The following is a 20,845-nucleotide window of genomic DNA, read 5'->3' as shown; positions in this document are numbered from 1 at the left end:
CGTCAGAACGAGCCGCCGAAGGTGAACTGCAGGCGCTCCAGCTGGTCGCCGTCTTCCTTCTTGACCGGGAACGCGTAGCTGATCGTGATCGGACCCATCGGCGAGCGCCACATCAGCGCCAGACCCGTGGACGCGCGCAGCTCGCCGGCATCGAAATCGTCGGTGCTCGCAAACACGTTACCGAAGTCGAGGAACGCGGAGACGCGCGCCGCCGTGCTGTCGATCAGGGTCGGGAAGATCATCTCCACCGAGCCGACGGTCTTCACCGCGCCACCGATCGGCTGCAGGTAGCTGCTGTACAGCGCAGCCTCGCGCGGGCCCAGGGTGTTGTCCTTGAAGCCGCGGACCGAGCGCGTACCACCGGCGTAGAAGTTCTCAAAGAACGGCAGGCCGTCGGCGGTGACGGTCTTGACGTAGTCAGCCGAGCTTGGGTCGCAATTCTCGGTCTGCACCGGATCCGGATTGTCCTGGGTGGGCGCGGTGAAGCAGATGTTGCGTACCGACGCATCACCGTAGCTGTCGCCATAACCCAGTTCGGCGCGGGTGTTGAGCACCAGGTGGCGCGACAGCGGCCAGAAATGCGACAGGCTGTAGTTGAGCTTGTAGTACTCGACCGTCGAGCCGGGCAGGGTCGCCTCCAGCCACAGGCGCTGCGACATGCCGCGGGTCGGCGTCAGCGCGCTGTTGAGCGTGTTGCGGGCCCAGCCGATCTCACCGCGCCAGGCGTGGAAGGTGCGCTGGCCGACGGCGTCGATGTAGTCGACGATGGATTCTGGCGTGGAGCCGCGGTAGGCGAAGATCTGGTTGCTGTCGACGCCCAGCAGCGTGGTGAAGCTGTCGGTCTCGGTGATGGGCACCCCGAGCACCATCTGCGCCAAGCCGCTGGTGGAGGAGTAGCGCGCGGTGTTGAAGTTGGAGTTGTTGAACTCGCTCCAGCGCAGGTTGTAGCCCAGCGACACGCCGTTGTCGGTGAAGTAGGGATCGGTGAAGGAGAAGTCGTAGCGCTGCAGGTAGTCGTTGCGCTGCGCCTGCACGGCAATCCGGTTGCCGCTGCCCAGGAAGTTGTTCTGCGACACCTGCACCTGCGTGCTCAGACCGGTCAGCTGGGAGTAGCCCAGGCCGAACACGAAGCTGCCTGCCGCGACCTCGTTGACGTTGTAGACGACATCGACCTGGTCGCTGGTGCCCGGGACCGGCACGGTTTCCACGTCGACCTTGTCGAAATAGCCCAGGCCTTGGATGCGGATCTTGGAGCGGTCGATCGCGGCCTGCGAGTACCAGGAACCTTCGAACTGGCGCATCTGCCGGCGCAGCACTTCGTCGGCGGTACGCGTATTGCCCTTGAAGCTGATCCGGCGGACGTTGACGCGCGGTCCGGGGACGACCTGCATCGCGATGGCGACCGTCTTGTCCTCGCGGTTCACGTCGGGAATCGGGTTGACCTGGGCGAAGGCGTAACCGATGTTGCCCAGCGTGGCCGTGATTGCATCGGAGCTGATTTCCAGCAGGCTGCGCGAGAACACCTGGTCGGGCTTGACCAGCACCATCTTCTCGATGTCTTCCTTGGGCAGCACGGTGTCGCCGGTGATCTCGACGCTGGAGATCTTGTACTGCTCGCCCTCGGTCACGCCCGCGGTGATGAACATGTCCTGCAGGTCGGGGCTGATGGCGACCTGGGTGGAGTCGATGTTGAAGTCGACGTAGCCACGGTCCAGGTAGAAGTTGTTGAGCTTTTCCAGGTCGCCGGAGAGCTTCTCACGCGAGTACTGGTCGTCGCGGCGGTACCAGCTCAGCCAGTTGTGGACGCCCGACTCCCAGCCGCCGGTGATTTCCTTGTCGTCAAACAGCTCGTTGCCGATCAGGTTGATGTGCTGGATCCGGGCGGCCTTGCCTTCCTCCACCGCGATGGTCACGTCGACGCGGTTGCGTGGCAGCGCGGCCACTGACGGGGTCACCTTGACGTTGTACTTGCCGCGGTTGTTGTACTGGCGGGTCAGTTCCTGGGTCACGCGGTCCAGGCTCAGCCGGTCGAAGGTGTTGCCTTCGGTCAGGCCGATGTCATTGAGGCCCTTCATCAGGTCCTCGGTCTTGATGTCTTTGTTGCCGGTCAGGGTCAGCTTGTTGATCGCCGGACGCTCGACGACGGTGACCACCAGGATGTCGCCCTGGTGACCGATGCGGACGTCCTCGAAGAACCCGGTCTTGTACAGCGCGCGGATCGCATCGCCGGCCGCGGCCTGGTCCATCGTGTCGCCACGCTCGACCGGCAGGTAGGTGAACACGGTGCCGGCGGAAATCCGCTGCAGGCCGTCCACGCGGATGTCACTGACGGTGAACGGGCCGACCGGGGCGGCGATTGCCGGCTGCTGCTGCGCAATCGCGCTCAACGCGGGAACCGTGGAAAGCGCCGAAGCAAGGGCCAGGACCAGCAGGCGGCGGGGGATGGGTCGCGTCATTGTCACGTCCGGTTGGGGAACTTGCGGCACTCGCCGGGGCAGGTGCCCGGGGAGGCAGCGAAATAGGGTGAACGGGTAGCGGCAGTGGCAGTCAGGACAGGCGGCATCAGTGCAGCAGGTTGTTCACGATGTCGTTGTAGAACGCCAGGCCCATGAGCGCGGCGATGAGCATCAGGCCGATGTATTGGCCATAGGCCATCGTGCGCTCGCTCACCGGGCTGCCTTTGACCAACTCGATAAGGTAATACAGCAGGTGTCCCCCGTCCAAGAGCGGGATTGGCAGGAGGTTCAGTATGCCAAGGCTCAGGGACAGCAGCGCCAGCAAGGACAGGAACCACGCGGCGCCCTGGCCGGCATAGGCATTGGCCGCGCGGGCGATGGTGATCGGGCCCGCAACGGTGTTGCGCACCTCGACCCGGCCACTGAAAGCGCGGCCGATCATCGAGAACAGCTGGCCGGCCTGATGCGCGGTTTCCTGCAGTGCGGCGGGCACCGCGGCGATCGGGCCGTAGCGCAATTCGGCGTCCATGCCGGGCAGCTCGGGGCGCGCCGGCGAGATCCCGATGGCCCAATAGGTCTCGCCACCTTCGGGCGTGACGCGGGTGGGCTCAAGCTCCAGCGCAAGGCGCTCGTCATCGCGGATGACTTCGACCATGCCGCGTCCGCCGCGCTCGCCCAGCTCCTGCACCAGCGGCCCGAGATCGGACCACTGCTGCACCGGCCGGCCATCGATGGCGCTGATCCGGTCCCCCTCGGCCAGCACGCCCCACGCTGCGGTATCCGGAGCCACCTGGCCCACGACCGCCGGCAGGGAGTGATGGCGCGGCACCATGCCGATCGCATCCACCGCACGGCGCTCGTCAAAATCGGCCGGCAGGTGCGACAGCGGCAGGCGCCGGGTGCCTGCGTTGCCATTCGCATCCAGCACGTGCAGCTGGACGTCGCTGCGATCCAGTGCCGATGGAATCAGCGCCATCTGGACCTCGCTCCAGGTGGGCGTCTGCCGATCCCCTACGGCGGTGATGGTGTCGCCCCGTTGCAGTCCGGCATCTGCGGCAATACCGGTGGCCTGGCCGAGCACGGGTGCGTAGTCGGGGCGGCCGATGACGAACATCGCCCACAGCAGCAGCACGCACAGCAGCAGGTTGGCGACGGGGCCGGCAATGACGATCGCAATCCGCTTCCACACGGATTGTCGGTTGAAGGCGCCGGCGCGCTCGGCCTCGGTCAATGTCGCGCCCGGGTCGCCGCCGGCTCCGCCAGCGCCGTCCGCTGATGGCATGTCCTCGATCAGCGCACGCTCGTCGAGCATCTTGACGTAGCCACCCAGCGGGATGGCTGCGACCACGTACTCGGTGCCGTCCTTGCCGCGGCGCATGAACAACGGTTTGCCGAAGCCCACCGAGAAACGCAACACCTTGACCCCGCAGCGACGGGCGACCCAGTAATGGCCGAACTCGTGGAAGGTCACCAACAGGCCAAGGCTGACCAGCAGCCACCAGACGGAACCGATCAGCTCAGCCATGGACGGAATCTGCCACGTTTGCATCTGCCACCAGGATCAGGACGCTCATGCTGGCATCCGGTGGGCGGCCAGCCCCTGAACGGCGTGCCGGCGGGCGTGTTGATCGATCTCCTGGAGCGCTTTCAAAGAATCGGCCGGGATTGCGGGCAGGGCGGCAAGCGTGTCCTCCACCAGCGCAGGGATGGAGAGGAAGCCGATGCGGCGCTCCAGGAACGCCGCAACCGCGACCTCGTTGGCCGCGTTCAATACCGCAGGCGCGGTGCCGCCGGCCGCCAGCGCGTCGTAGGCCAGTTGCAGGCAGGGAAACGCTTCCAGGTCCGGCTGCTCGAAATCCAGCCGTCCGCCCTGCGCCAAAAGGTCCAATCCTGATACGCCCGATTCGAGCCGGTCGGGCCAGCCCAGTCCGACCGCCAGCGCCGTACGCATGTCCGGCAGTCCGAGCTGGGCCAAGGTGGAGCCATCGATGAACTCCACCATCGAATGAACCAGACTCTGCGGATGGACGAGCACGTCGATCCGCTCGCCGGGCAGGCTGAAGAGGTGACGCGCCTCGATCACCTCCAGGCCCTTGTTCATCAGCGTCGCCGAGTCGACCGAAATCTTCGGACCCATCGACCATTTGGGATGCTTGACCGCTTCCTCCACAGAGACATCGGCCAGCGACGCGCGCGAGCGACCGCGGAACGGGCCGCCCGAGGCGGTGAGGATGATCCGCGCAAGGCCCGCACCCCGCTCCCCTGCGGCCAGTCGGGTCGCAGATGGCAGGCATTGAAAAATAGCGTTGTGCTCGCTGTCGATCGGCACGATCGTCGCGCCGCCGTCGCGGGCGGCTGCCATCAGCAACTCGCCGGCAAGCACCAGCGACTCCTTGTTGGCCAGCAGCAGGCGTTTGCCGGCACGCGCTGCTGCCAGCGTCGAAGGCAGGCCCGCCGCGCCGACGATGGCGGCAACCACGGTGTCGCAGTCGTCCCCGGCGGCCAGTTCGCTGACCGCATCGGCGCCCGCGTGGGCCCGCGTTGCGAGTCCGGCCGATGCCAGGCCGTCGCGCAGCTCGGCGAAACTGTCGGAGTCGGCGATCACGGCGTGCAGCGGCCGGTGGATGCGACACAGCTCGATCAGCGCAGCGACGTTCCGGCCGGCGCCGAGCACGGTCGCGCGCAGGCGTTCAGGGTGCCGCGCGATGACGTCCAGCGCCGAGCCGCCGATGGAGCCGGTGGCGCCCAGTACCGCGATGTCGTGGCGGATGGTGTCCGAAGGAGAAGCAACCGCGTTCATCAGAAACCCATCAGACCCTTGCCAAGGGCAAAAGCGGGCAGGGCGGCGAGCACCCCGTCGAGTCGGTCCAGAACACCACCATGGCCCGGGATCAGGGTGCCGGAGTCTTTCACCCCGGCGTGGCGCTTGAGCAGGCTTTCAAACAGGTCGCCGGCGACGGAGAACAGCGTCGCCACCATCGCCACCAATGCGATCGCGGGCAGCTGGCTGCGCTCGGCGCCGGCCAACAGCGAGATTGCCAGCGCCATCGCCACACCCGCCACCAACCCGCCGATCAGGCCTTCGACGGTCTTGTTGGGGCTGATGCGCGGCGACAGCTTGTGCCGGCCGAACTGGCGACCGACGAAATAGGCGCCACTGTCGGCCGCCCAGACCATCATCAAAGCGGTCAGCAGCCAGAAGTGCCCCTTGGGGATCGATCCCACCAGGCTGACAGTCGGGTCGCTGGCGTGCAGCCAGCCCAGGGCGCACCAGGCGGGAATGATCGCCAGGGCGCCGGCAGCGAGCTTGAACACGCGAGCATGCGTGGTGTGGTCGCTGGCGAACTGGTAGCGGCCCAGCCAAACGAGTGCCAACAGCCACCAGATCACCCCGACCAGGGTGGCCAGTTCGAACAGCGCAAAGCTGAAGCCCGAGCCGGATCGCGACGCCCACACCAGCGCCACCATCAGGGCCAGATGGGCCAGCAGCAGGACGGTCTTGGCCAGCGTCTCGTCGATGTCGGACAGGTCATACCACTCCCACAGGCCCATCAGGAACACGACGGCGGCCAGGGTCACCAGCCACGCAGTGGGGAGCAACAGGATCGCGGCAATGGCGGTTGGAGCCATCACCAACGCGGCGATCAGGCGGATGCGGGTCATTCGGTGCTCTCTTGGAGGGGGGCGACCTGCGCCCCGGTAAGCCCGAAGCGACGCTCACGGGAAGCATAGTGGTCGAGCGCACCCTGCAGTGTTGCCGCATCCAGCTCCGGCCACAACGCTTCGGTGAACCACAGCTCGGTGTAGGCCAGTTGCCACAGCACGAAGTTGCTGATGCGCATCTCGCCACCGGTGCGGATGAACAGATCCGGCGCGGGTACGTCGGCCAGGGTCAGGCGGGACCCGACGGCAGCCTCGTCGATGTCCTCGATGCGCAGGCGCCCGGCCGCAACATCGGCGGCCAGCGATCGCGCCGCCTGCGTGATGTCCCAGCGGCCGCCGTAGCTGGCGGCGATCGACAACTGCAAGCCGGCATTGCCGGCGGTCTGCAGCTCAGCCGATTCCATCCGCGCAACGATTGCCGGACTGAAGCGCTCGCGCTCGCCGATGAAGCGGATCCGCACGTCACGCCGGTCGAGTTCATCGACCTCGCGTTCCAGCGCGTTCATGAACAGCTTCATCAGCGCGCCGACCTCACCCTCCGGTCGTCCCCAGTTTTCGCTGGAGAACGCGAACAGGGTCAGCGCCTGGATCCCCTTGAGGATGCAGAAATCGATGCACAGGTTGACCGCGCGCGCGCCGGCACGATGGCCGATGATGCGTGGCCGGTGGCGGCGCTCGGCCCAGCGCCCGTTGCCATCCATGATGATGGCCAGGTGGCGCGGGATGGCGGCGTTGGGTGCTGCAGGCGAGGTCATGGTGTCGACGGAGCGGGCCGTCAGACCGACATCAGCTCCTGCTCCTTGGCCTTCACCACCTCATCGACGTCCTTGATCGCGGCATCGGTGATCTTCTGGATCTCGTCCTCGACCCGGCGCGCATCGTCCTCGCTGGCTTCCTTTTCCTTCAGCAACTCCTTGACCTGCTGGTTGGCGTCGCGACGGATGTTGCGGATCGCCACCTTGGAGTCCTCGCCTTCGGCGTTGACCATCTTGGCCAGGTCGCGGCGGCGCTCCTCGGTGAGGGCCGGCAGGTTGATCCGGATCACGGTGCCCGCGGTGTTGGGGGTCAGGCCGAGGTCGGAGTTGATGATCGCCTTCTCGACCGCGGCCACCATCGGCTTCTCCCACGGGGTGATGGTCAGCGAGCGCGCGTCGTTGACGGCGATGCTGGCCACCTGCGACAGCGGCATCTCGGAGCCGTAGTAGTTCACCTTCAGGTGGTCGACCAGGGATGCCGAGGCACGGCCCGTGCGTACCTTTGTCATCGCCTGGCGCAGCGACTCGATGCTTTTGCCCATGCGGGCCTGCGCGTCTTTCGTGATCTCATTCAACATCGCCGGTTCCGGTCATTGCGGTAATCGGCGAAGTATAGCGAACCCCGGACACGGCCGGCCCCGTGGCGTCTGCATGAGCGGACGTCAATGGGAATGCGGCGCGCGGTCGTGCTCGTCGTGCTGGCAGGAAATTCCGTGCTCGATCTGCAGTGTCGGATGGTTGATGCCGAAGCGCTCGTCCAGCTTGCGATGCAGGCGGTCGAGGAACTCGTCGTGGTCCTCGCTGTCCACCGGACGGACCACGTGGGCGGTCATTGCAATCTCTCCCGTCCCCAGCGACCAGATATGCAGGTGGTGCACTTCCACGACGCCCGGCTCGCTGGTGATGAACGCCGCCACCGCCGCCTGGTCGACGGTGCGTGGCACCGCATCCATCGCCGCGTTGAAACTTTCGCGCAGGAGTCCGAACGCGGTCAGGGCGACCACCACGCTCACGAGCAGAGAGATCACCGGGTCCAGCCAGTTCCAGCCGAGCCACCAGATGCCTGCGCCGGCGGCCACCGCAGCGACCGAGATTGCCGCATCCGCCAGGAGATGGAGGAAGGCGCCGCGCCGGTTCAGATCGTGGTCGTGCCCTTCGCGCATCATCCATGCGCCGCCCAGGTTCACCACGATGCCGACCGCGGCAACCGCCATGATCGACAGGCCGGGAATCGAGGGTGGCGCGCCGAAGCGGCGGATCGCCTCCCATGCCAATGCGCCGGAAAAGCCGACCAGCAGCACAGCGTTGGCCAGCGGCGAGAGCAGGGTCGCGCGCCGCCAGCCGAACGTGTGGCGCTCCGTCGGTGGGCGCCGCGCCAGTACGGCCGCGCCCCACGCGAGCGCCAGCCCGAATACGTCACCGAGGTTGTGCAGCGCGTCCGACAGCAGGGCCAGCGAGTTGGTGTGGAACCCGTACCCGGCCTCGATGATCGTGTAGGCCAGGTTGGCCAGCGTGACCACCGCGAAGGCGCGAGTGGCGTGCGGCGGGGCGTGCTGGTGCGGTTCGGAATGCATGGCTCAATCGTGCCACGCCGCCCAAGCGGACACTATTCGCTCCGGCCCTGCACCAGCGTGCCGATGTCCTCGCCGCGGAGGATTTTCAGCAGTTCGCCCGGCTGGGTCATGTCGAAGATGCGCAGCGGCAGGTCGCTGTCGCGGGCCAGCGCGAACGCCGCGGTGTCCATCACCTGCAGGTTGCGGCTGATCACGTCGTCGTAGGTCAGCCGGTCGTAGCGCACCGCGTCGGAATGCTTGTTGGGGTCCCTGTCGTACACACCGTCGACCTTGGTCGCTTTCAGCAGCAGGTCCGCGCCGATCTCGATCGCCCGCAGGGCAGCGCCGGAGTCGGTGGTGAAGAACGGCGCACCCACGCCCGCGGCGAAGATCACCAGCCGGCCCTTTTCCAGGTGCCGGATCGCGCGCCGGCGGATGTAGTCCTCGCAGACGTCGTTGATCTTGATCGCGCTCATCACCCGCGCCTTCGCGCCGAGCTTCTCCAGTGCGTCCTGCATTGCAAGCGCGTTGATCACCGTGGCCAGCATGCCCATCTGATCGCCGGTCACCCGATCCATGCCGCCGGCAGCAAGCCCGGCGCCGCGGAAGATGTTGCCGCCACCGATCACCAGCGCCACTTCCGCGCCGGCTTCCTGGGCTTCCATCACCTCGCGCGCGAGCCGATGGATCACCAGCGGGTCGATGCCGTAGTCCTCGTTGCCCATCAACGCCTCGCCGGACAACTTCAACAGGATGCGGCGGTAGGCGAGCTGGGACATGGAGGACCTCGTATGAATAGGCAAGCGGGGCAATTGTACGGCAGCCCGCGCCGGCTGATTGGGGCGACCGCCAAGCGGCTCCAAACGTTGATTTTTAGTGAGGGCTTTTTGCGCCATAAAGGTCTTGGTCGGAGATGCGCGAATTCGTGATGGCCATCACGTAAATCAGGATCCGCGAATTAATTTCTTGTTAAGCATTATCGGGAAAAGTCATAGTCGGGCGGCCCGTTGTGGCCATTCCGTGACCGTAATTGAAGGAGTAACTGCGTGTCGAAACCGTCTATCAATAGAATTTTGCGTCGGAGCGCGTTGACCGTCGCCCTGGGTCTGTGCTTTGCCGGATCCGTACAGGCCCAGAGCACCTCGGGCAGCATCAGCGGTACTGTCGCGGGTGGTGAAGGCACCACGATCGTGATTTCAAACAACAGTGGCTTCAGGCGCACAGTGTCCTCGGACGCTTCCGGACGCTACAGCGTCGGATCTCTCCCGATTGGCGACTACACCGTGGCTGTGCAGCGCAACGGCGAAACGGTCGGCGCAAAGGACGTTACCGTCATCGTCGGCAGGACCGCTGACGTCTCATTCACGGGCGGCGGGGCGACCACGCTGGGAACGGTTAGCGTCACTGCGGCCAGCGTCCCCGCAATCGACGTGACCGCGGTTGACACCCGGTCGATCGTTACCGCCGAGCAACTGGAGCGCCTGCCGATCCAGCGTTCGGCCGAAGCGATTGCGTTGCTTGCGCCCGGGGCGAACGTCGGCGCGGGCGGCTTTTTCGGCAGCAGCGTCTCTTTTGGTGGCGCAGGCGTGTCTGAAAATGCGTACTACATCAACGGTTACTTCTCAGGCGAGCCGCTCTCGAACATCGGCGGCTTCAGCATGCCGTACAACTCCATCGCCCAGCAGGAAACCTACACTGGCGGGTACAGCGCCCAGTACGGTCGCTCCGACGGCGGCGTGATCAACCAGATCGGCAAAAGCGGCAGCAACGAAGTGCACTTCGGCGGACAGGCGACCTGGACCCCGAAGAAGGGTCGTTCAGATCAGCGCGATATCTACTATCCAAATCTCGACTTCGCCAAAGCCAACGCCAATCCCAACATACCGATCAATCCCGACACCGGTACGCCCTATCAGTATGTCTACGGTGATCCGGATTCGGCCGGCGCGTTGTACAGCCGCGACAGCCATGACGAAGAGTGGAGCCATAGCATGACCGGCTACGCAAGCGGCCCCCTTATTCGGGACCGCCTGTTCTTCTATGTGTCGGGCGAGGCGGAAGAGGTCAGCACCAACCTGACGCCAGTGGAGGGCGGTACCAGCAGCACACACAACATCCGTTCCAAGCCAAAAATCTACGCCAAGCTCAACTGGAACATCAATGACAGCAACCTGTTGGAGTACTCGTACATGTACTCCGACAATCACAGGAAAGGCCGTCTGTACGAGTACGATTTCGATACCGGGACCGAAGGGGTCCAGCTCGCCAACGCGTACCCGACCGAGATCCGCAGGCGCAGCGAGTTCTCGATCTTCAAGTACACCGGCTATCTGACCGACAGCCTGACCCTGAACGCCACCTACGGCCGCGCGAATTTCCTGAATCAGGACCTGGTCTACAGCCTCCCGGGACAGGCATATCTGTTTGGCACTCCCAATCAGAACCCGGCAATCACCGGGGGTAATCCAATCCGCAACGATCTCAAGGGGTACCGTGGCCGTAACGGACGCGACTACACCGATGGCCTGCGAGCGGACCTGGAATGGCTGGTCGGCGATCACACGCTTACCGCCGGTGTGGACAATCTGAAGACTGAAGCGAGCAACGAAGGCAACGCCCAAATCAATCCGGCGTGGCAGTACAGCAAGGCAGCTGGCAACATCGTGCCGGCGCTCGGCGTCGGCAGCCCGGTGTCGGCAACGAATCCCGACGGCTATTACGTCAACAGCCTGGTGTACTTCGATTCCACCAGCATGACCCTGGACCAGAAAGCCTGGTTCCTCGAGGACCGCTGGCAGGTCACCGACAACTTCCTGCTCTCGATAGGCGTCCGCAACGACCAGTTCACGAACGCCAACAACGTGGGCGAGGTCTACATGGATGCCAAGAACCAGTGGGCACCGCGTCTGGGCGCCAGTTGGGATGTGTTCGGTGATTCCTCGCTCAAGCTCTTCGCCAACGCTGGCCGCTACTTCCTGGCGATGCCCAACAACGTGGCGATCCGTGGCGCTTCGGCTTCCACGTACACCCGCCAGTACTACACCTACACCGGCATCGACCAGTACGGTAATCCCACGGGCCTGACAGAGGTTCCGGGCGTGAATGGCGCGCCACCGCCGGGTCCGGTGTCTGCCAACGGCGAGTATGGCGAGCCCATCGATGTGCTCGCGTTTGCTCCCAAGGACATGAAGAACATGTACCAGGACGAGTACATCCTGGGCTTCGACAAGACCTGGGGTGACAACTGGGCTTATGGTGCGAAGTTGACCTATCGCGACCTGAAGTCATCAATCGACGACGTGTGCGATGCCGCCAAGATCGCGGACAAGATGACTGCTCTTGGACTGGATCCCGACAGTGTAGAAATTGCCTCCTGCTACATGTTCAACCCCGGCGGCACCAACACCTTCAGCTTGAAGAACGCGGATGGTTCAGGCCGTACCGAAGTCCAGATGTCCGGGTCTGATTGGGGTTTCACAGAGGGCACTACCCGCACCTACAAGGCGCTTGACCTGTACCTGGAGCGTCCTTTCAACGGCACCTGGGAAGCACGGCTTGACTACACCTACTCGAAGTTGGAGGGCAACAACGAGGGTCAGGTGAAGTCAGAGTTCGGCCAATCGAACATCTCCAAGACACAGGACTGGGATGCCGCGGAAATCATGGCTTTCGCCAATGGCTATCTCGCCAACGATCGCCGCCACCAGCTGAAAATCCGGGGCAGTTACGAGATCACCCCGGAATGGTTGGTCAGCGGCAAGCTGCGGGTGCTCTCGGGGATGCCGATCAGCTGCCTGGGCTACTACAGCCCGGATGGCAGCATCGACGAGAGCTCGTCGGCGGGTGATCCGATCGGGTACGGTTCCAGCTACCACACCTGCTTCGGTGAAATCGCAACGCCGGGGAAGGAGCGCACCAGCTGGACCCATCCGCTGGACCTTTCAGTGAGCTACCGTCCCGCGGCGTTTGAACACAAGGTCGCCTTGGGCGTGCAGGTATTCAACGTGCTCAACGAGCGCAAGGTCACCCAGGTGCAGGTGCAGGCCGAAACGGACCCGTACACGGTGGACAACACGTTCATGATGCCGCTTTCGCAACAGGCCCCGCGGTACCTGATGTTCACGGCCTCCGTGGATTTTTGATCTCTGGATTGAGCGCTTGTTGAACTGATTTGGCTGAAGGGAGGTCGGCTCGAAAGTGCCGGCCTTTCCTTTTGGGAAATAGCCTTCGCTACTTGCGGGCGCCTTACCCAAACGGCCATTTTGTCCTGGTCCACCATAGAAAAAGCCGCGGATCGCTCCGCGGCTTTTTTTGTATCAGTTCAGGCGTTACGCCAGACCAGCCTGCTTCATCACTTCGGACGCGAAATCATCGGCCTGCTTCTCGATGCCTTCACCGACCGCGAGGCGGGCGAAGCTGACGACTTCAGCGCCGGCGGCCTTGAGCACCTGCTCGACGCTCTGGTTGGTGTCGAGCACGTACGGCTGGCCCGTCAGGCACAGTTCGTTGACGGTCTTGGCCAGCTTGCCGGCGATCATCTTCTCCAGGATCTCGGCCGGCTTGCCGGTGTCCTTGACCTGGGCCAGGGCGATTTCCTTCTCCTTGGCGATGAACTCGGCAGGCACGTGCGCCGGCGAGATGTGCGGCGGGTTCATGGCGGCAACGTGCATCGCCAGCCCGCGGGCGAGGTCGGCGTCGCCACCCTTGATCTCGACCAGGACGCCGATCCGGCCACCGTGGACGTACGCGGCCACGGTGTTGGCGCTGTCGATGCGGGCCATGCGGCGAACCTGCAGGTTCTCGCCGACCTTGGCGACGATCGCGGCACGGGCTTCTTCGACGGTATCGCCGGAGGCCAGCTTGGTGCTCTTCAGCGCGTCGATATCGTCGGCATTGAGGGCAGCCTGGGCGACGGCGTCGGTGAAGTTGAGGAAGTTGTCGTCTTTGGCGACAAAGTCGGTCTCGGAGTTGATCTCGACCAGCACGGCCTTGCCGTCTGCCTGGGCGGCGACAACGCGGCCTTCGGCGGCAACGCGGTCGGCCTTCTTGTCAGCCTTGGCCAGGCCCTGCTTGCGCAGCCACTCGGCTGCCGTCTGCACGTCGCCGTCGTTGGCCACGAGTGCTTTCTTGCACTCCATCATGCCGGCGCCGGTGCGCTCGCGCAGCTCCTTGACCTGGGATGCGGTGATTTCTGCCATGGGGAATACCTCGGAAGTTCGCGGGTGCACGAGCGGCAACGCCGTCGCTGTAAGCGGCAACGGGACCGGGAAGGTACGTCCCGGCCGTTCGTGCAGGAGATAGTCGCGCCGCCGATGTGAGCCGGCGGCGCCACCAGTGATTTACTCGGCCTTGACCGCCGCAGCTGCCGCGTCCGCGGCCCGGTCTACCTGCTCTGCGGTAACGTCATCGGCGGCGGTGACGGTCTCGTCAGCGGTGCCCTTGACCGGCGCTACCACCGGGTTGGACTGGTCGGCGACGACGGGCTCATCGGCCTTGGCCGCCTTCTTGGCCGGCGCGCGGCGCGGGGCCTTGCCGGTATCGCCCTCGGCGAAGTCCTCTTCGCGAACGCTGGCGGCCGAAGGCGCAGCGGCCTTGCCTTCCAGCACCGCGTCGGCGGCGGCACGGGCGTACAGCTGCACGGCGCGGATGGCGTCGTCGTTGCCCGGGATCGCGTAGTCCACCAGGGTCGGGTCGTAGTTGGTGTCGACCACGGCGATGACCGGAATGCCGAGCTTCTTGGCTTCCTTGATCGCGATGTCCTCATGGCCGATGTCGATCACGAAGATCGCGTCGGGCAGGCGGTTCATTTCCTTGATGCCGCCCAGGGAGGCCATTTTCTTGTCGCGCTCGCGCTGCAGGTTCAGCACTTCGTGCTTGACCAGCTTCTCGAACGTGCCGTCGGTCTCGAAGGACTCGAGCTCCTTCAGGCGACCGACCGACTTCTTCACGGTGGCGAAGTTGGTCAGGGTGCCGCCCAGCCAACGCTGGTTCATATAGGGCATGCCGCAACGCTCGGCTTCTTCCTTGATCGACTCGCGCGCGCTGCGCTTGGTGCCCAGGAACAGGACGATGCCGCGCTTCTGCGCAATGCTGGAGATGAAGTTCATCGCGTCGTTGAACAACGGGACGGTCTTCTCCAGGTTGATGATGTGGATCTTGCCGCGCGCACCGAAGATGTAGGGACCCATCTTGGGGTTCCAGTAGCGGGTCTGGTGGCCGAAGTGGACGCCGGCTTCCAGCATCTGGCGCATGGTGATCTGTGGCATGGGATAAAACTCCGATAGGGGAACCCGGCCGCCAATAAGGTTGGGCGGCTGCACCGGCTTGGCCGATGCGGGGATTCCGGGGTTGTTCTTCCCCACTGCTTCCGTGACCGAACTTCGCGGCTTGTGGCCTTGAAGCACCCCGGCACGGGCTTTGGCAGCGGGTGTGTATTCGCCGGTGTCGTCCGGCGTGGACGCAGGTGGTTGGCCCACCCAGCCGGGCAATTGTACGCGACTGCGTTCAGGTCCGCAATCCGATGCATCCCCTCGCGGCAGCCGCCAGCCTGCGACTTGCCAAAAGGGGCCCCGGCCTTCAGGGCAGCGGCAAATCGGCGATAATGGACGGATGACTGTCAACCTCAAAACCCCCGCAGAAATCGAGAAGATGCGCATCGCCGGCCGTCTGGCCGCCGAAGTGCTCCAGGTCGTCGCCCCGCATGTGAGGCCCGGCGTGACGACGGAAGAGCTGGACCGCATCTGCCACGAGCACATCGTCAACGTGCAGGGTGCAATCCCTGCCAACGTTGGCTACAAGGGCTTTCCCAAGACCGTGTGCACCTCGGTCAACAACGTCATCTGCCACGGCATCCCGGCCGAATCGAAGGTCCTCAAGGACGGCGACATCGTCAATATCGACGTCACCGTGATCAAGGATGGCTGGCATGGCGACACCAGCCGCATGTACTACGCCGGCACGCCGTCGGTGCTGGCCAAGCGGCTGGTGGAGGTCACCCGTGAGGCCATGTTCCGCGGAATCCGAGCGGTTCGGCCCGGCGCGACGCTGGGGGACGTGGGCCACGCGATCCAGCAGTACGCCGAGGGCGAGCGTTTCAGCGTGGTGCGCGAGTACTGCGGCCACGGCATCGGCAAGGTCTACCACGACGAGCCGCAGGTGCTGCACTACGGCAATGCCGGCGAAGGACTGGTGCTGAAGCCGGGGATGACGTTCACCATCGAGCCGATGATCAATGCCGGCAAGCGCCACACCCGCGTCCTGCCGGATGGCTGGACGGTGGTGACCAAGGATCGCTCGCTGTCCGCCCAGTGGGAACACACCGTGGTGGTCACCGACGACGGGGTGGAGATCCTCACCCGCCTGCCTGGTGACGATAACGACCTATGAAACCGCCTGGCCCCGGCGACGACCGGGCTACACTCCCGGGAGTGACTGAGGGTCCGGACCACGCCGGCGTCCGCCAGGATGCGGACTGGGCGGCGCGGGCGCGCGAGCACCTGGCGCTCGCCGACGCCGGCTTTGCCAGCCGCTTCGACGCCGATGCCGAGATCGACCGCCTGCTGGCGGAGCGTGCCGCGGAGGTCGACGCCGTTGTCCAGGCCGCCTGGCAGCGCTGCATCCCCCCAGGCGCCGAGCTGGCCCTGTTCGCGGTCGGTGGTTACGGGCGCGGCGAGCTGTATCCACAGTCCGACATCGATCTGCTGGTGCTGGCCGAGCCTGCCGAGTCGCAGGGCCACGCCGAAGACTTGGCGCGCCTGTTCGCCCTGCTGTGGGATTGCGGGCTGCCGGTGGGCCACGCGGTGCGCTCGCTGGAGCAATGCACCCAGGCCTCCATCGAGGACATCACCGTACTGACCGCCTTGCTGGAAGCGCGGCCGCTGATGGCCAACGAGCACGAGCGGCGTGAGCTGCAGGGCGCGGTGTCGCCGCGACTGGTCTGGCCGCCGCAGGAATTTTTCGAGGCCAAGCGGCTGGAACTGCGCGAGCGCCACGCGCGCTTTGACGATACCGCCGACAACCTGGAGCCCAACCTGAAGGAAGGTCCCGGTGGTTTGCGCGACGTGCAGACCCTCAACTGGATGGCGCTGCGCATCATCGGCACCGCGGACATGGAGTCGCTGGTGGCGTTCGGCCAGATGGGCGCCGACGAGGTGGCGACGCTGGAGCGTGAGCGCCGCGCGCTGGCCCGGCTGCGCTACGGCCTGCACCTGGTTGCCGGCAAGCGCGAGGAGCGCCTGCGCTTCGATTATCAGAAGCTGCTCGCCACCCGGCTGGGCTTCGAGGACGTCGGCGGAACGCTGGCCGTCGAGCAGATGATGCAGGGCTTCTACCGCAATGCCTCGCTGGTGCTGCGCATCGGTGAGCGGCTGCTGCAGCGGTTTGAAGAACAGCTCGAAGGCGAGGCCGAGCCGGAACCGCTGGACGAGCTGTTCGAGCTGCGCCGCGGTTACCTGGCCGCGCGGGACCCGGACTGGCCGCGTGATCCTGGCGAAGTCTTCGCGCTGTTCGCGACCTGGGCGGCGCGCGGCGAGCTGAGCGGATTGCACTCGCACACCGCGCGGGTGCTGGCCGAAGCGCTGCCCAGCTTTCCCGACTTCGCCAGCGCCGGTCCGGAGTTGCACCAGCGATTCCTGCGGCTGCTGCGCGGCGAGCAGCCGGTCCGCACGCTGACCCGCATGGCCCGCCTGGGCGTCCTGGGACGCTGGATTCCCGCGTTCCTGAAAGTGTCCGGGCGGATGCAGTTCGACCTCTTCCACGTCTATACCGTCGATCAGCACACGCTGGCGGTGCTGAAGAACATCGCGTCCTTCGCCAATCCCGAGTCCAGCGAGCGCTTTGCACTGGCGCACGAGGTCTGGCCGCGCCTGCGCAAGCCCGAGCTGCTCTTGTTGGCGGGACTCTTCCACGACATCGCCAAGGGGCGCGGCGGCAACCATTCCGAGCTGGGCGCCGACGATGCGCGCGTCTTCTGCAGCACCGTGGGTCTGGGCGAGGCGGACACCGCGCTGGTGGAATGGCTGGTGCGCAAGCACCTGCTGATGTCGATCACTGCGCAGAAGCAGGACATTGCCGATCCGGACGTGATCCACCGCTTCGCCACCGTGATCGGGGATCGCGAGCGGCTGGACCATCTCTATCTGTTGACGTGCGCGGACATCGCCGGCACCTCGCCCAAGCTGTGGAATGCGTGGAAGAACCGGCTGATGGCCGACCTCTACACCGCGACGCGGCTGGCGCTGCGGCGCGGGCTGGAAAACCCGGTGGCAGTCACCGAGCACATCGCCGAGACGCGCCAGGCGGTGGAAGGTCTGCTGGCCGCCCAGGGCATGGACGAGGCGACGATTGCCGAGCTGTTCGCGCGCATCCCGGAGGCCGGCTTCCAACGCGGGCGTCCGTATCAACTGGCCTGGCAGGCGGGCGCGCTGCACCGGCTGGAGCCGGGGCGGACCAAGGTGCGGGTGCGTCCGGTGGCCGCCGATACCGGCGCGCTGGAGGTGTTCGTGCACTCAATGGACCGCGACGGCCTGTTTGCCGCGATCGTTGCCGTGCTCGACCGCTGCGGGCTGGAAATCCAGCAGGCGCGGGTGCTGGACGGCCCCAATGGCACCATTTTCGACACCTTTGAAGTCATCCCCGGCGACTCGCGTCGGGCACCGGTCGCCGCCGATGTCGCCGAGCGCCTTGCACTCGCGCTGGACGGCCCGCTGGATGACATCCGCCCGGCCAGGCGCACCCAGCCGCGGCACCTGCGACACTTCCGCATCGCGCCGAAGATCGGCTTCGACGACGTCGGCGACGGGCGAACCACGCTGAGCCTGGTGTGCACCGACCGGCCCGGACTGCTCGCCGATGTCGCGCAGATCCTGCGCCAGCAGCACATGCGCGTCCACGATGCGCGCATTGCCACCTTCGGCGCGCGCGCCGAGGACGTCTTCCAGATCACCGCTACCGATGCCCACGGCCACAGCCAGCCATTGGACGCGGACCGCCAACAGGGATTGAGCACCGCGCTGCTTGCCTGTCTTGAAGGAGAACCCTTGTGACCCCCAGCAACACCGCCCGCAACCCCGCCAGCACCGACGAGCTTCGGGCCGTGATCGAAGACGCCTTCGAGCGTCGCGAAACCCTTGCCGCCGACGAACTCGCCGGCACCGTCACGCCGATGGTCGAGCGCGCCATTGCCGGCATCGAGTCGGGCGAACTGCGCGTGGCGGAGCCCGACGGCAGCGATGGCTGGAAGGTCAACGCATGGCTCAAGAAGGCGGTGCTGCTGTACTTCCGCACCCAGGAAATGGCCGTCATCGATGCCAGTCCGGCACCGTTCTGGGACAAGATCCCGGCACGTTTCGGCGATTTTGACGAGGCCGCCTTCCGTGATGTCGGTGCGCGCGTCGTGCCCGGCGCGATCGTCCGCCGCGGCGCCCATATCGGCCGCGACGTGGTGCTGATGCCCAGCTTCGTCAACATCGGCGCCCATGTGGGCGAGGGCACGATGGTGGACACCTGGGCGACGGTGGGTTCCTGCGCGCAGATCGGAAAGCACTGCCACCTGTCCGGCGGCGCCGGTATCGGCGGCGTGCTGGAGCCGCTGCAGGCGACGCCGACCATCATCGAGGACCACTGCTTCATCGGCGCGCGCTCGGAGGTGGTCGAGGGTTTCGTGGTCGGCCATCACAGCGTGATCGGCATGGGCGTGTTCCTGGGCCAGAGCACCCGCGTCTACAACCGCGCCACCGGCGAGGTCAGCTACGGCAGCGTGCCGCCCTACAGCGTCGTGGTCTCCGGCCAGCTGCCGGCGGCGGACGGTTCGCACTCGCTGTACTGCGCGGTGATCGTCAAGCAGGTCGACGAGCGGACCCGCTCCAAGACCAGCATCAACGAGCTGCTTCGCGGACTGGCCGACTGAGGAGGCAGGCATGACCACCACTGTTTACGGACTGGCCAACTGCGACACTTGCCGCAAGGCGCGCAAGTGGCTGGACCGCTTCGGGATTCCGTACGAATTCATCGACTGCCGCGAGCAGCGGCAGACGCCGGAGACGCTGATGGAGTGGCAGGAAAAACTGGGCGGGTGGGAGGCGATGATCAACAAGTCATCCACGACCTGGCGCCAGCTGCCGGACACGCGCAAAAGCCCCGGCTCGGACGCGGAGTGGAAATTGCTGCTGAGGGAGTACCCGCAGCTGATCCGGCGCCCGGTGGTGGTAACCCAAGACGGCCAGGTCTCCCAGCGCTTCAGTGACAACAGTTTCAAGCAGCGCTTCGGCCAATGAGCAGCGAGGTACTGGCGCTTACGCGAGAGTTGATCAGCCGGGCGTCCGTGACCCCCGACGATGCCGGTTGCCAGACGCTGCTGGCCGGGCGCCTGCAACGCGCCGGTTTTGCCTGCGAACACCTGCGCTTCGGCGCGGTCGACAACCTCTGGGCGACCCACGGTGAGGGCGACGGGCCAACGCTGGTGCTGTTGGGGCATACCGATGTGGTGCCCCCCGGACCGGCCGCGGACTGGACCAGCGATCCGTTTGTCCCGGAGATCCGTGACGGCGTGCTGTATGGGCGCGGCGCGGCGGACATGAAGGGCAGCGTCGCCGCATTCGTGATTGCCGCCGAGCGTTTCGTCGCCGCGCATCGCGACCATGGCGGCCGGCTGGCCCTGCTGCTGACCTCCGATGAGGAGGGCGATGCAATCGACGGCGTGCGCCGGGTCACCGAGCTGTTTCGCGAGCGCGGTGAGCGCGTCGACTGGTGCATCACCGGCGAGCCGTCATCAACCGCCAGGCTGGGCGATCTGCTGCGCGTGGGCCGGCGCGGAAGCCTGACCGCGACGCTGGATGTGCACGGTATCCAGGGCCATGTCGCCTACCCGGACAAGGCGCGCAATCCGGTCCACCAGGCGCTGCCGGCGCTGGCGGCGCTGGCGGCGCGACGCTGGGATGAGGGCTTCGAAACCTTCCCGCCGACCAGCCTGCAGATCAGCAATATCAGTGCCGGTACCGGCGCCAGCAACGTGATTCCGGGCGCGCTGCAGGTGGTGTTCAATCTGCGCTACAACCCCAGCTGGGACGCTGCCAGGCTCGAGCAGGAATGCGAGCAGGTACTGCGCGAGCACGGGCTTGATTACGCGATCTACTGGCATCGCAGCGGCGAGCCGTTCTTCACCCCCGAGGGTCCGCTGCGGCAGGCCGCGCGCGAGGTGTTGACCCATATCAACGGTGAACCGCCGGAGGAGAGCACCGGCGGTGGCACGTCGGATGCACGCTTCATCGCGACCCTGGGAACCCAGTGCATTGAGGTCGGTCCGGTCAATGCCAGCATCCACCAGGTGGACGAGAACGTGGCCGTCGCCGATCTGGAAGCGCTGCCCGACCTGTATCAGGCGCTGGTCGAGAAATTGCTGCTGCCAACGGTGCCGTGAGTC

16 protein-coding genes are annotated in these 20,845 nt (G+C 65.7%); 6 read left to right on the top strand and 10 right to left on the bottom strand.

From position 1 onward, the window contains the following. Positions 1-2: 2 nt before the first annotated feature. The 8 genes from bamA to pyrH form a co-directional block, all read right to left on the bottom strand. On the bottom strand, positions 3-2,456 hold the full coding sequence (gene bamA / locus INQ43_RS08905; RefSeq protein ID WP_194036215.1) for an outer membrane protein assembly factor BamA: 2,454 nt from the start codon (positions 2,454-2,456) through the stop codon (positions 3-5). A gap of 106 nt (positions 2,457-2,562) precedes the next feature. Next, positions 2,563-3,981, bottom strand: a complete 1,419-nt coding sequence (gene rseP, locus INQ43_RS08900; protein ID WP_194036214.1) for an RIP metalloprotease RseP — start codon at positions 3,979-3,981, stop codon at positions 2,563-2,565. 45 nt (positions 3,982-4,026) lie between these two features. Next, positions 4,027-5,256: a 1-deoxy-D-xylulose-5-phosphate reductoisomerase gene (locus INQ43_RS08895; RefSeq protein ID WP_194036213.1), complete on the bottom strand. Its 1,230-nt coding sequence runs from the start codon at positions 5,254-5,256 to the stop codon at positions 4,027-4,029. Beyond that, on the bottom strand, positions 5,256-6,119 hold the full coding sequence (locus INQ43_RS08890) for a phosphatidate cytidylyltransferase (RefSeq protein WP_194033949.1): 864 nt from the start codon (positions 6,117-6,119) through the stop codon (positions 5,256-5,258). Before INQ43_RS08890 ends, INQ43_RS08895 begins: the two co-directional genes overlap by 1 nt. Beyond that, positions 6,116-6,874: a polyprenyl diphosphate synthase gene (uppS, locus tag INQ43_RS08885; RefSeq protein WP_194033948.1), complete on the bottom strand. Its 759-nt coding sequence runs from the start codon at positions 6,872-6,874 to the stop codon at positions 6,116-6,118. The genes INQ43_RS08890 and uppS overlap by 4 nt, the downstream gene beginning before the upstream one ends. Positions 6,875-6,894: 20 nt before the next feature. Continuing rightward, positions 6,895-7,452 carry a ribosome recycling factor gene (gene frr, locus INQ43_RS08880; protein ID WP_194033947.1) on the bottom strand — a complete coding sequence of 186 codons (558 nt, stop codon included), beginning with the start codon at positions 7,450-7,452 and terminating at the stop codon, positions 6,895-6,897. A gap of 84 nt (positions 7,453-7,536) precedes the next feature. Then, complete coding sequence (locus INQ43_RS08875) at positions 7,537-8,448, bottom strand: cation diffusion facilitator family transporter (protein WP_194033946.1); 912 nt, start codon at positions 8,446-8,448, stop codon at positions 7,537-7,539. A 32-nt stretch (positions 8,449-8,480) separates the two neighbouring features. Further along, positions 8,481-9,206 (bottom strand): UMP kinase, encoded by a 726-nt coding sequence (gene pyrH / locus INQ43_RS08870; RefSeq protein WP_194033945.1) that lies wholly within the window; start codon positions 9,204-9,206, stop codon positions 8,481-8,483. A 267-nt stretch (positions 9,207-9,473) separates the two neighbouring features. Here pyrH and INQ43_RS08865 point away from each other — a divergent pair, with 267 nt between their 5' ends. After that, complete coding sequence (locus tag INQ43_RS08865; RefSeq protein WP_194036212.1) at positions 9,474-12,569, top strand: TonB-dependent receptor; 3,096 nt, start codon at positions 9,474-9,476, stop codon at positions 12,567-12,569. A 186-nt stretch (positions 12,570-12,755) separates the two neighbouring features. Here INQ43_RS08865 and tsf read toward each other — a convergent pair whose 3' ends face one another. Both tsf and rpsB read right to left on the bottom strand, forming a co-directional pair. Next, positions 12,756-13,625 (bottom strand): translation elongation factor Ts, encoded by an 870-nt coding sequence (gene tsf / locus INQ43_RS08860; RefSeq protein WP_194036211.1) that lies wholly within the window; start codon positions 13,623-13,625, stop codon positions 12,756-12,758. A gap of 141 nt (positions 13,626-13,766) precedes the next feature. Then, positions 13,767-14,693 (bottom strand): 30S ribosomal protein S2, encoded by a 927-nt coding sequence (rpsB, locus tag INQ43_RS08855; protein WP_194036210.1) that lies wholly within the window; start codon positions 14,691-14,693, stop codon positions 13,767-13,769. 343 nt (positions 14,694-15,036) lie between these two features. Here rpsB and map point away from each other — a divergent pair, with 343 nt between their 5' ends. Genes map through dapE form a run of 5 tightly spaced genes read left to right on the top strand, consistent with a single transcriptional unit; the run spans position 15,037 to position 20,842 of the window. After that, complete coding sequence (gene map, locus INQ43_RS08850; protein ID WP_194033942.1) at positions 15,037-15,813, top strand: type I methionyl aminopeptidase; 777 nt, start codon at positions 15,037-15,039, stop codon at positions 15,811-15,813. Beyond that, entirely contained in the window at positions 15,810-18,470 is a 2,661-nt protein-coding gene (gene glnD, locus INQ43_RS08845) for a [protein-PII] uridylyltransferase (RefSeq protein ID WP_194036209.1), read from the top strand. Before map ends, glnD begins: the two co-directional genes overlap by 4 nt. Then, on the top strand, positions 18,467-19,333 hold the full coding sequence (gene dapD / locus INQ43_RS08840; protein WP_194033940.1) for a 2,3,4,5-tetrahydropyridine-2,6-dicarboxylate N-succinyltransferase: 867 nt from the start codon (positions 18,467-18,469) through the stop codon (positions 19,331-19,333). Before glnD ends, dapD begins: the two co-directional genes overlap by 4 nt. A gap of 10 nt (positions 19,334-19,343) precedes the next feature. Further along, the gene (locus tag INQ43_RS08835; RefSeq protein ID WP_194036208.1) at positions 19,344-19,700 is read left to right on the top strand and encodes a Spx/MgsR family RNA polymerase-binding regulatory protein; all 357 of its coding nucleotides are present in this window, start codon (positions 19,344-19,346) and stop codon (positions 19,698-19,700) included. Next, positions 19,697-20,842: a succinyl-diaminopimelate desuccinylase gene (dapE, locus tag INQ43_RS08830; RefSeq protein WP_194036207.1), complete on the top strand. Its 1,146-nt coding sequence runs from the start codon at positions 19,697-19,699 to the stop codon at positions 20,840-20,842. Before INQ43_RS08835 ends, dapE begins: the two co-directional genes overlap by 4 nt. Positions 20,843-20,845 lie beyond the last annotated feature (3 nt).

The sequence above is a fragment of the Lysobacter sp. H23M47 genome, assembly GCF_015209765.1.
Lineage (GTDB): Bacteria > Pseudomonadota > Gammaproteobacteria > Xanthomonadales > Xanthomonadaceae > Novilysobacter > Novilysobacter avium.
Note: the sequence above shows the minus strand (reverse complement) of the source record. Positions and strands in the feature narration are given on the sequence as shown.